Consider the following 10557-nt stretch of genomic DNA (forward strand, 5'->3'; position numbering starts at 1 on the left):
TGGCTCAACAGCTTGGTGAATTTGTCCAGGCAAGAAGCCATTACCTTGAAGGCCAGCCTCCGTACACTCGACATTCACCTGGACACCAAGCGTACCCGCACTGACCACGGTGTCATCCAAGGTCTCAAAAAGCGTTTGGTTATCCACCGCGATCACCTGATAGCCCTTGGGGATGACCAGCCCCGCGTGCTCGGTAAAGACAAAAGCCATGACCGTACGGGCCCTTGAGGCAGGCAGACGCTCGGTTTCGGTCAGCAGTCCAAGGTTGTCTAAACGCTCACCTTGTGCAAACGGCAGCAAGTTCTGTTTGCTTTCATAGTTGATGAGCGCCTTGAGTTCGTTTTTCTCGTAGGCAATTTGCTCCAGATGGAACGTCTCCGGATCGTTCAGACCCGGGTAATGCCCGGTACCGGCTTGATAGCGCGTTTTTAAACTGGCCAGATCGACGTCATAGTTGACGTCAACCAACTGTGGCTCTGGGAGGTTCGGAAATCGATGAGTCATATCAGCGTGCTCTTGATAGTTGGGCACTGGCGGTCCACGAACGGCCACTGATCGACGTGGTCACAGTGGTCGGCTTCCAGCGGTTTGGCACGTTGCCAAGATGTAAAAATTCAATCAGGTGGGCCGTAGTCAACATGGTGTTCACTACAGACAGGCGACCTTTTTCGCCTTGTTTACCCTCAGCGCCATTTTGCAAGTAAGACTCGGCGTACGCTCTGGCATCCGCCATAGATGTCACGTTGTCGATGTTACGCAGCACCTTGACTCGGTCGCCCGTCGCGGTGGCATCGCCAGCACGATAGCTGAACAGAGTGTTCGACTGTTGGTCGTACCCTTCGACTTCCACGGCCACATACTTCGAGCGAGCACTGTCAGGCAACGTGAGTGAGGTCAACATGCTGCGGTTGACGGTGTCGATTTGAATCACATCAGATTCAAAGCTGCCCATCACAAGATTCTTGCCTTTGATGGCCATCGGCACACTGGTTTGCTCAGACAGCCGGGTTAAAAACGCGGGCGTACTCTCGTCACGCTGCTCGATGCGAGCAAAACGAAAGTCCGGTGTGTTTGGGGCTTTGATAAACGACAGACCACTCTCTTTCGCCCAGGACTCGGCAACGTGTTCAAAGGTCACGTTTTCTCGCGCAATGCATTGCGGATTGTCGATAACACCCCGCTCTGGTGCCGGCGGTTTGGCGTTCGCGCCGACGATCACATCATCCGGCCCCAGTTTGAATGACACGTCATCGATGCTGAACTCGCCCCACAGCCACTCGTGTCGCTGGCCTTGTTCGTCTAGCCAGCCAATGCCCGGTTTTAATGTGTCGCCTTGGTTGGGATACCACGCATCAAAAAATCGCCGGTCCTGGTTAAACAGCGTCAGAGACACGGTGTCGGTGCCCGTTTGTTTGCTTTCCATCACGTCGGTATAGGTCATCGACTTAACAAAGCGGCTCAGCTCAGCCGTCACATCCTTGCCCGCCCAGTGCAAAATAGCGAATGGACGAATAAGCCCGGTTGCCGTTATGCCCATGGCGGCGTCTCCACCGTCACCGTGTTCACCACTTTCACGTCTGGGATGTTGACGGTTTCACCGCCATCAAAGGTGAAGTCGGTCATGGTTTGGGTCAGCGCTCGGTTGGCGTCAAACAAGGCGTCCACGAGCGCTTGATTGGTCGCATTGTAAGCGCGATAGCAAAGCTGCTCCCAGCGCTCGCCTTGACGAGCCATTAAGGTGTTCATGCACGTACCTCCACAATATCCAGTTGATAGTCCACGCTGGTCACCACACCACTCGGCAGCGTTTGGATATTGGTGCGGTTGATCTTACGAATGCTGAACTGACCATGGACAGTTGAACCGACCACCAAAGCGCGTGGTACGCCATTTTCCCCCATCTGCTCTAATTGCTTGGTCATCTTGGTGATGTCCACAAAGTGGTTGTTAAAGGTCAACTCCAGTGAGGCGGTGTGCTCATCTTCGCCCATGTTCTGGTGCGCGGGATAGCCGTTCACGAGATCTTGCTTGTTGATCTTAAAGGTGCGCGAGTCGCTGATTTTGTTTGGTGTAAAACGGCCTTTAAACACCAAATCACCAAAGCCGCCCCACTGGGCGTAGTTCGTTGCTTGCTCTGCCATGTTATTGCTCCTCACTGCGGATGGTATGACTCTCACCGGTTAACTCACTCTGAGCGGTAATTTCCGTCACATCGGGATTGGTAAACTGCTTGTGTACAGTCAGCGCTAACGTGGCTTGCCAGTCTTCACGCCAGACAAACAGATCGTCTTTGTGTTCAAAGTCATCATCACGTTTCGGCTCGCTCCAACCCGACGCCACCTTACGAGCATCGGAAATCTCTGCATCCCCTTTGATGGTTAACCGTTCACTCAGCCCGCCAAAGCCAACAGGCAGCGCCTCGCCTATGTCTTTCAACACCATCAAGTCGTTGGTCAGGTGATCCGTCATACACAGGTTGAGCTGCATTTGCTGACTGGATAAGAAGCACTGTGTGTTGCCCCCACTGACTCGGGCGGAGATCACGACATCCACCAACATTTCATAAGGGACGTAGGAGCCTTGAACTGAAAGGGGCAAACGGTTCAAACCGCGAAGGCCGTTAAACATCACGCGCACTTCTTTTCGGGCGATGGCATTAGACGGTTCAATCACGGCCTGCATGCCCAGCGCCTCTTCTAACGCTTTCTCTAATGCTCGAATGACTTTCATTGAATGGCTGCCTTTAACTGCTCTAATGCCATCTCTCTTTGCGCTTTCTGTTGCGCCGGACTGAAGTACATAAATTCGCGACCGGCGACGTTGATTTGTGGCGTTCGGATGTACAGCACATAGAACACGCCTTTCGCTGAACGTTGGTTGTTACGGTTGGTTTTGGTCTTCACTTTCTGACCAAAGGCTTTTGCTCCCAGTGGGGCGCGCCCCATGATGGAGTGAGGACGATAGAAAATTTTCCATCCTTGTCGCTCTAACCCTTCCAGGGTTTTGCGCACCCCATACACCTCAGTGCGTTTCTTGACCTGCTTGTTAACCGGGATAGCGAGCTGCTTCGCCTTCCTGGCTTTGATCACGCCGCCATCATTAATCAGCGGGGCGTGGGCTTTGTTGGTGCCGACACGGTAGTCCTCTTTCCCCGCTTGATACGTCAGTGACGCGTAGGTTTCCCCCGTGTCGAACAGCGGTTTCGCGCCTGCGTTCTTGGTGTTTTTGGTCAGCAGCGAATTGGCTTTGAACGTGCCGTTTTTCATGTTGTCACGCACGCACTGCAGCCCAAATGGTGCCAGTGTTTCTGGTAAGCCCTCTATGGCTTTAGTGGTGTTGTGCAGCGCATTCAGAAAGCCTTTCATGACCGATGAACTCCGTTGAAGCGAGTTTGAAACAGACTTGCATTCTGCCTTTTATTTCGTGGCCATCTGCCGAACGGAAGTGAACCACGCCGTCAGGGGATACGCTGCACACTCACAACAATAAATAAGAAGGAAACCCCATGGCCCCACGCTCAAAGGTGGAATTGCACGGGCTGCTTGAGCGCGTCATTGACATGTACACCGTGGAAAAGAGGACGCTGGATGAGATTGCCGCGCAGCTTAAGCATGACGGCTTTGATATCTCCCGTTCGTCCGTCCATCGTGTCATTCGCAGCAATCAGGAATTGATCGAAGAGCAGCGTCTGGTTCAAGAGCAGGCCGAGGTCTTTCTAAAGGAATTCAAAGACAGCCCCAATACCGACATTTCCGAGCTGAACTTACAGATCATGCAGCGCTACATGTTCAATGTGCTGCGTGAGCTGGAGTTTGGCCCGGAGTCCTTTAAAGATCCGAACAAACTGGCGAACTTGCTGGCGCGACTGTCGGATGCCCAGGTCAACCTCGACCGCCTGAAAGTGGAGTTTCGTAAAGGTGTGGACGCGGCGAAGGCCGAGTTCGAGCGCCAACTGACGGAACTACTCAAAGCGCAGCACCCACAGCTTCTGGTGGAACTGGTGAGCATCATCCAGGCACTGCGCATCGAGCAGAAACCCAAACGAGGCCGTCGATGAGCGGTCTGTTTGAGGGGGTGTCTGATGCGGATTTAGAGAATATTCGTGACAGCGCCCATATTGCCGTTGAGGATAAACGCATCGCCAAACACAGTAAGGCGCAAGAAGCGCGAGCGTTAGCACGACAGGAGAAAGAAGAAAAAGCCCGTCAGAAACGCCGCGCCAAATCCAAGCATGACTTTGCCTACTTCTGCAAAACCTACATGCCGGATGCGTTCACGCTGGCGTTCAGTGAATACCAACTGGCGCTCACGCGTCTGGCGGCGAATCGAAACTTAAACCGTCAAGATGAAGTGCTGTTTAAAGAACTCATCGACCCACGCGATCATGGTTTTATTCAGCAGCCCATCAGCGGCGAGTATGAGGGTATTCTTGATATTGAGCCGCGTGACCACGGTAAAACCACCCGTAACACGCAGGCGATGCCGCTCTGGCTGGCGCTCAATCATCCGGGGTCGTTCATTGTGATTTGTGGTGCATCGGCAGATAGCGCCAAAGAGATGATGGACGCCATCAAAGATGACTTAGAAGATAACGAGCTTATCCTGGACGACTACGGCGAGCAGCGCGGGAATACGTGGACCAAGCGAAAAATTAAACTTGCGAACGGCTCCTCCATTGTCGCCGTGGGTCGTGGCCAGCGCCTGCGGGGTATCAAGAACAAATACCAACGTCCGACCCACATCATCTGTGATGATCTGTTAGACGATAAAGAGGTGGAATCCCCCACATTGCGGCGCCAGGCCGAGCGTTGGTTCAAGCGCGTGATTATGAACCTGGGTAAAGGTGCACTGACCATCATCGCCAATACCATCATGCATCCAGACGACTTGCCGTCACGCTTGTTAAACCAAATTGAAGAGGGTCGTCTGCCGAACTGGTTAGGTCTGCGCTTTAGTGCCATTACGCCGTCGGGGCGTCCTTTGTTCCCGTCGCGTTGGAGCTTACAAGACTTAGAAAATAAACGAATAGCGTCAGGCAGTGCGTGGTGGACGGAATGGATGAACCGGCCCATTGCCGATGAAGATGCGGACTTTAAAGAAGACTGGTTTGTGTACTTCAAGCCTTACGAACTTGACCTTCGAGACTGCACCCTTGGTATGGCCGTTGACCCTGCAACGGGGCTCAAAAAAGGCGACTGGTCCTTCATTGCGGTCGTGGCTCGCCACAAGATCACCATGGTCGATCATGTGCTGTTTGCCAAAGGCTGGAAAGAATCCGATTTGCAATTTGCTCAGCGCATCGTGGATGTCTACCTGCAGCATCGTCCGTCCTTTGTGATGTTCGAAACCGTGGCGTTCCAGAAGATCTATAAAAAAGAAGTGATGCGTTACGCCAAAAAGAAAGGGGTGCGTCTTCCGGTTCGCGAGTTCAAAGGCGGCAATAAGCAGGTACGGATCAAGTCGCTCTCTTCTCAAGTTGAAAATGGCCTTATCCAATTCTTAGAAACTCAGACCCTGCTGCGTCAAATGTTCTTAGAGTTTCCGCGTGGCCATGATGATGGCCCGGATGCGGTTGAAATGGCCATCAGTGGATTTGATTCCGGTTTTGTTGGCGGCGCGGTGCCACAAACACCAAGACCCATTCGCACGGCTGCGCAGGCGCTGTCTCGATTCGGCGGCGGTGCGTTAAGCCGGATACTGCGTTAGGAGGCAGCATGTTTAACAAACTCGCAGACATAAAAGCCAAGCTTTCTGATGTACTGTCGATGCTGCGTAAACTGGTGTGCATCGGGGAAGTCAGCAAGGTGGACGCGCAGCTAAGGCGCGTCAAAGTGACGTTCCCAGGATTAAGGTATCCAGAATCAGACTGGCTTCCTGTGCTGGGGATGCGAAGCAAGAGCGTGAGCATCTCGTGCAACTTAGACGTCGGCGAGCAAGTGTTGTGTCTGTTTACCCCCAGCGGCTCGATGATGTCCGGCTATGTGCTGGGGTCGATGGCGAATAAGTCAGCCAAGCCTTATATCGCCAACGTGGACAAGTTTGGTGTTCAGTTTAAAGACGGCACGTTGCTGGAATACGACCAGGCCACGCACACCGGTGTGCTGAAAATCCAGGGTAATGAGCCAGCCATCACCGTCAACGAATCGGGGGTGACGATTAACAGCCCGACCTACACCGTGAATGCCCCCACGATTTTACTCAATGGGGAAACCCATATTACCCAAGCGTTAACGGGTGACATGACGGCGACATTTACCGGACTCGTGGGTGCGGCGGGCTACAGTAGTACTGCAGGGGGAGCGGCAGTGATGAGCAGCGGCGCAATCATGAAAGGGACCGTCACGGTCAATGGGGTCACCGTCGCAGTGGTCAGTCATGATCACATCGATTCCGTTGGAGGGAAAACATCCCCCGCCAACCAATAAATGAAAAACGCGCTCAGCGCCATTCTGAGGGCATTGAAGTTGATACCGGGGTGATGGGTCAAAGAAATCATTTCAAACTCATTCAAACCGGATTTCAAACGAATTCAAACGGGGTACGTATGACCTACTCAATGAAACTGAACGGACGCGGACGGCATACCGATTTGGTGTCCGATATTAAGCAGTCACTCTTTATGATTGTGTACACAGGGAAAGGTGAGCGGATTTATAGACCAGACTACGCCGCCGATGCGTTGGCGTACCTGGATAAACCTCAATGGGAAGTACAAGGTCTGAAAGTCTCCATTGCCGAATCGGTGGCCAAGTACGAGCCTCGCGTCAGGCTGGAAAGCATTATCGTGACCCAAACGGATTTGCCACAAGGCATCATTGGCATTAAGCTTTCCTGCCAAATCCTCGCTACAAGCCAGAGTGAAGTGTTTGATTTCACTAATACGGCGACTTCCGAACGGAAATAACCCCCGCAACATTCCGAGATACTGACTCCACTGATGAACAGGAGACAGTATCCATGGCCGAATTACTTCACGGCATCCGAACCATTGAATCGCTCACCGGTCCCATTTCGGTCATCGAAGTGTCGTCCAGTGTGATTGGTGTGTTTGGCACCTCTGAGTTGGCAGAGCCATTAAAGCTCTACCACACCACCCATTACGACGACGCGAAAAAAGTCTTCGGTGAAGGTACGTTGAACAATGCCATCCGTCGTGTCCACAACTATGTGCCAAGCAACTCCATCATTGCCATCCCTTTGGGTAAAGACAGCGACTTTCCCGACGTGGAAGCGCCGGTGACCTCTGGCGTAACAATGAGCACGTCAAGCACCTCGCTTTATATTGATGATGGTGCAAGCCTGCCTATCACGATTGTAAACCCTCATGCTTATGGCATTACGTACAGCTCAGACAATGAAGCGATTGCCACCGTCGATGCGATGACGGGCGTCGTCACGCCCGTGCAAGAAGGTGTTGCCAACATCACTGCATTGGTCACCTTTAATGATGGTGAGCATGATGTCGACGAAGCGCATGTCTATGGTGTGACGGTGGCTCAAACGAACCCGAACGCTGGCAAGGTGATGAGTCCGGCCGTGCTTGGGGATTCCATGGCGACCGCGTTTTTAGGTGCTAACTCTCAGCCTAACGCCTTAATCAACCCATATGAGCAAACCGCTGTTTGGTCGATTGAAGAGGAAGCCATTGCTTTGGTTGATAGCCGTGACGGCATCATTACGCCTCTGTCTGAGGGGCAAACCGTGGTCACCGTGACGCTCGCCCCAAAGAGCGACTACCGCTACATCAATGACCAGGGGGAAGAGGTCATCGTCGGTGATGTTGCGGGTGTCGAACTCACTTATGTCTTAACCGTCGCTCGCGTGACTGATGCGCTGTTAGCAAAATTCATGGAAGCATTGCCACTGCTTCGCAGGGCAAAACAGACCTACGGCTTCTCATCCAAAATCAACATGGCGCCGGGCATCTTGCACAAGGATGGCGCGATGGGTCTTGCGGTTGCGGCCATCAGCACGATTCGCGGTGTTTGGGTGGGTGATATGCCTGAGCATATTTCAACGCCAGAAGAGGCGTATGCCTGGAAACAAAAATACACCTCACAACGTGCCTACGTAGGCTGGCCTCGTCCAAAAGTGCTGGACAGCGATGGCGCAACGGTCGTGGATTGGTACGCGCCCAGTCTGTGCGGTTTGATGGCTCAGGTAGACCGTGATCAGACCGAGCAGAACATTGTGCCAGAGACGGGCTACTGGTGTTCTCCGTCGAACTATGTGATGGCCGATGTGATTGGCCCATCGATTGAGCTGGATTACATCCCAAGTGACCCGTCGTGTGATGTGAACTATCTCAACGTCAATGGTATTGCCACGCTGATGAACCACGGCGGCTGGAAGAACTTTGGCAACTACTCGACCGCGTTTCCCGCCAAAAGCGATTACCTGTCGTTTCTTTCGGTGCGCCGCACCGCCGACATCATTGAAGAGAGCATTGAAGACGTCACACGCCAGTTCCTGGACTTTCCCATGTTCACCAGTCCGACCGATATTGCCAACACCACGTGTGGCCGGGTGAAAGATACGGTGAACGACTATCTGCGCTCTAAAGAAGGCACCGCTTTGGTGTACAGCAGCGTGTCGATTGATGCCGGTGACAACCCGCTCACCAATCTGATGCTGGGCAAGATTAAGTACCGCTATCGAATGACGCCACCCGTGCCGATGCAAAGCGTGGAATTTGAAGCGGAAATTTACGTTGAAGGGCTGGAAAGCGCCTTTAACAAACTGATTGCGTGAGGTAAGTCATGGCAGAAAAAAGTGTGGTCTGGCGTGACCAGATGGCGTTCATCAATGAAACCCAGTACGTCGGGCGCGTCAAAAGTGCGAATGCGGACTTACAGCGCAAGATGGCCACCGTCGGTGGGCTGGGCGGGATTGGGGATGTGGAAGTCCCCACCGGAAAATATGAAGCGCCGACCGCCACCGTCGAGTTTCAATCGGTTGCGCTGGGCGATGTGTCTCAACTGACGAAAAACGATGGTTGGATCAAACTGCGCCTGACTGGCCAGGTGCGCATGCTGGATCCGGAAACCGGCACCAAAATCATTGATGCCGGTATCACCCGACTGCATGGCTATGTGAAAAATCCACCGGTGCCGGGATACAACGACGACGGCTCGCCGTACACCGCCAACATTGCGGTGCACTTTATTGAGATCAGCAACACCTCGGGTCGTGTGTTTATGCTCGACATGCAAACGGGGGCGAAATATCCGCCGGATGCGCCTGGGCAATTCGGTGTCACGGTCACGGTGTAAGGAGGCGATATGCGAGTTCGTAAGTTAGAGATAGTGGCGGATGGCATTCAAAAAAATGGCCAGCCTGTCACCAAAGCGCAGCTCGAATCCGTGGTGCGTAACTACAAATCGGATGCTCGTCCACCGGTGACACCGGGTCACCCAACCAAAGGCAGCGATCAGATTGCCGCGTTGGGGCGAGCGTCCAACCTTCGGACCGAAGCCGGCACGGGAGAGAAAGCCGGCAAGACGGTGCTGGTGGGTGAAGTGGTGTATACCCCTGAAATGGAGCAACTGGAAGATTCTGGTGCATTTGAAGGGTTCAGTGCTGGCATTCACCCCATGCCGGATAAAGACGGCGAATGGTACATGCACCATCTGGCGTTCCTGGGGCAGCTTCCTCCGGCCGCGGACACCAAAACCCGTGATGTGGTGAACCTCAGTGATAGCGATTTTTGCGATGGCGCTATCTATCTCAGTGCAGAAGTCGGTACTCAGTCTGGCTCTGATGACAATGAAACAGGAATCAATATGAAAAAAGACGAACTCAAAGCGCTGATGGGCGACGTCGTTAAAGCGCAGCTCGAAGCGATGGGGGTGAAACCCAATACGCCTGCACCGGCTAAAAAAGACGGCGAGCCAAGTAAGGATGGCGACGTCACCACCGATGACGATAAGTCAAACGTTGCGGTCACCGCTATGCAAGACACGTTAGCTGGCGACCGTAAAGAAACGCTGACCGAGCTGGCGGACTCTCGTGAGATGAGTGATGAGCTGCGCAAGAGCGTGAAAGCCATGATTGATGGTGCTTCCGCTATTGAGCTTTGCGCCTCGGGTGATGGCAACCGCTACAGCCAACTCAAAAGCATGATTGCGGCCATGCCCGAAAAGAACACGACGTCGTCCCAACCTTCGGCCTGGGACCAGTTAACCCAACACTTAGAGCTGGCTGATAACGGTGGCGCTAAAAAAGACAACTTTGATCCGGAGGGCTGGTAATGGATTTTGCAAAGAAGACCACGCTAAAAGGTGCTCCCGCTGTCGTTGGGAGCCACCCCGGGGGCAACATTATTCAACAAGTACTGGTGGACGCAGGTGTTGAAGGACTGAATGTGGGACATGTCGTGGTGATCACCGACGGTATCATTACGCAGCGCTGGGATGGCTCACCAATGATCACTGCGGTCGATGATGGCGCGGGCAATATCACAATGACACAAGTGGCCTTGGGCATTGTCACCGCGAACCAGTTTGAGGGGGACGGTTCGGTCTCCACGTTGCGCACCGGCACATACCTTCGTGATCG

Annotated in this window: 14 protein-coding genes; 8 read left to right on the forward strand and 6 right to left on the reverse strand. The window is 53.4% G+C overall.

The window, feature by feature from the left end:
* The 6 genes from CAG65_RS21930 to CAG65_RS21955 form a co-directional block, all read right to left on the reverse strand.
* The coding region (locus CAG65_RS21930; protein ID WP_202599492.1) for a baseplate J/gp47 family protein at window positions 1-504 on the reverse strand (504 nt) is incomplete at its 3' end.
* A 1-nt stretch (window position 505) separates the two neighbouring features.
* A complete protein-coding gene (locus CAG65_RS21935; protein WP_161448282.1) occupies window positions 506-1537 on the reverse strand; it encodes a phage late control D family protein in 1032 nt (343 codons plus the stop codon).
* Window positions 1528-1746: a tail protein X gene (locus CAG65_RS21940; RefSeq protein ID WP_161448280.1), complete on the reverse strand. Its 219-nt coding sequence runs from the start codon at window positions 1744-1746 to the stop codon at window positions 1528-1530. The genes CAG65_RS21935 and CAG65_RS21940 overlap by 10 nt, the downstream gene beginning before the upstream one ends.
* Window positions 1743-2141, reverse strand: a complete 399-nt coding sequence (locus CAG65_RS21945; protein ID WP_161448278.1) for a phage tail protein — start codon at window positions 2139-2141, stop codon at window positions 1743-1745. Before CAG65_RS21945 ends, CAG65_RS21940 begins: the two co-directional genes overlap by 4 nt.
* Before the next feature lies 1 nt (window position 2142).
* Entirely contained in the window at window positions 2143-2730 is a 588-nt protein-coding gene (locus CAG65_RS21950; RefSeq protein ID WP_161448276.1) for a hypothetical protein, read from the reverse strand.
* Window positions 2727-3365, reverse strand: a complete 639-nt coding sequence (locus CAG65_RS21955; RefSeq protein ID WP_161448274.1) for a hypothetical protein — start codon at window positions 3363-3365, stop codon at window positions 2727-2729. Before CAG65_RS21955 ends, CAG65_RS21950 begins: the two co-directional genes overlap by 4 nt.
* A 140-nt stretch (window positions 3366-3505) precedes the next feature.
* Here CAG65_RS21955 and CAG65_RS21960 point away from each other — a divergent pair, with 140 nt between their 5' ends.
* The 8 genes from CAG65_RS21960 to CAG65_RS21995 form a co-directional block, all read left to right on the forward strand.
* A complete protein-coding gene (locus tag CAG65_RS21960) occupies window positions 3506-4057 on the forward strand; it encodes a phage protein Gp27 family protein (protein ID WP_161448272.1) in 552 nt (183 codons plus the stop codon).
* Window positions 4054-5706 (forward strand): phage terminase large subunit, encoded by a 1653-nt coding sequence (gene terL / locus CAG65_RS21965; RefSeq protein WP_161454976.1) that lies wholly within the window; start codon window positions 4054-4056, stop codon window positions 5704-5706. The genes CAG65_RS21960 and terL overlap by 4 nt, the downstream gene beginning before the upstream one ends.
* 8 nt (window positions 5707-5714) lie before the next feature.
* Complete coding sequence (locus tag CAG65_RS21970) at window positions 5715-6425, forward strand: phage baseplate assembly protein V (RefSeq protein WP_161448267.1); 711 nt, start codon at window positions 5715-5717, stop codon at window positions 6423-6425.
* Between the two features lie 119 nt (window positions 6426-6544).
* The gene (locus CAG65_RS21975; RefSeq protein WP_161448265.1) at window positions 6545-6904 is read left to right on the forward strand and encodes a GPW/gp25 family protein; all 360 of its coding nucleotides are present in this window, start codon (window positions 6545-6547) and stop codon (window positions 6902-6904) included.
* A gap of 53 nt (window positions 6905-6957) precedes the next feature.
* Window positions 6958-8751, forward strand: coding sequence for an Ig-like domain-containing protein (locus CAG65_RS21980; protein ID WP_161454977.1), 1794 nt, complete (start codon window positions 6958-6960; stop codon window positions 8749-8751).
* Window positions 8752-8759: 8 nt separating this feature from the next.
* Window positions 8760-9272 carry a phage major tail tube protein gene (locus CAG65_RS21985; protein ID WP_161448261.1) on the forward strand — a complete coding sequence of 171 codons (513 nt, stop codon included), beginning with the start codon at window positions 8760-8762 and terminating at the stop codon, window positions 9270-9272.
* A 9-nt stretch (window positions 9273-9281) separates the two neighbouring features.
* A complete protein-coding gene (locus CAG65_RS21990) occupies window positions 9282-10250 on the forward strand; it encodes a hypothetical protein (RefSeq protein ID WP_161448259.1) in 969 nt (322 codons plus the stop codon).
* A partial coding sequence (locus CAG65_RS21995) for a hypothetical protein (protein WP_161454978.1) occupies window positions 10250-10557 on the forward strand: 308 nt, incomplete at its 3' end. The genes CAG65_RS21990 and CAG65_RS21995, both read left to right, overlap by 1 nt.

This window comes from Vibrio sp. V39_P1S14PM300 (genome assembly GCF_009904765.1).
Lineage (GTDB): Bacteria > Pseudomonadota > Gammaproteobacteria > Enterobacterales > Vibrionaceae > Vibrio > Vibrio proteolyticus.

Bases quoted from the DNA above. Each gene is read 5' to 3' on its own strand.
- CAG65_RS21980 (WP_161454977.1), top strand. From the start codon at position 6,958: ATGGCCGAATTACTTCACGGCATCCGAACCATTGAATCGCTCACCGGT.
- CAG65_RS21985 (WP_161448261.1), top strand. From the start codon at position 8,760: ATGGCAGAAAAAAGTGTGGTCTGGCGTGACCAGATGGCGTTCATCAAT.
- terL (WP_161454976.1), top strand. From the start codon at position 4,054: ATGAGCGGTCTGTTTGAGGGGGTGTCTGATGCGGATTTAGAGAATATT.
- CAG65_RS21940 (WP_161448280.1), bottom strand. From the start codon at position 1,746: ATGAACACCTTAATGGCTCGTCAAGGCGAGCGCTGGGAGCAGCTTTGC.
- CAG65_RS21935 (WP_161448282.1), bottom strand. From the start codon at position 1,537: ATGGGCATAACGGCAACCGGGCTTATTCGTCCATTCGCTATTTTGCAC.
- CAG65_RS21975 (WP_161448265.1), top strand. From the start codon at position 6,545: ATGACCTACTCAATGAAACTGAACGGACGCGGACGGCATACCGATTTG.
- CAG65_RS21970 (WP_161448267.1), top strand. From the start codon at position 5,715: ATGTTTAACAAACTCGCAGACATAAAAGCCAAGCTTTCTGATGTACTG.
- CAG65_RS21945 (WP_161448278.1), bottom strand. From the start codon at position 2,141: ATGGCAGAGCAAGCAACGAACTACGCCCAGTGGGGCGGCTTTGGTGAT.
- CAG65_RS21950 (WP_161448276.1), bottom strand. From the start codon at position 2,730: ATGAAAGTCATTCGAGCATTAGAGAAAGCGTTAGAAGAGGCGCTGGGC.
- CAG65_RS21960 (WP_161448272.1), top strand. From the start codon at position 3,506: ATGGCCCCACGCTCAAAGGTGGAATTGCACGGGCTGCTTGAGCGCGTC.
- CAG65_RS21990 (WP_161448259.1), top strand. From the start codon at position 9,282: ATGCGAGTTCGTAAGTTAGAGATAGTGGCGGATGGCATTCAAAAAAAT.
- CAG65_RS21955 (WP_161448274.1), bottom strand. From the start codon at position 3,365: ATGAAAGGCTTTCTGAATGCGCTGCACAACACCACTAAAGCCATAGAG.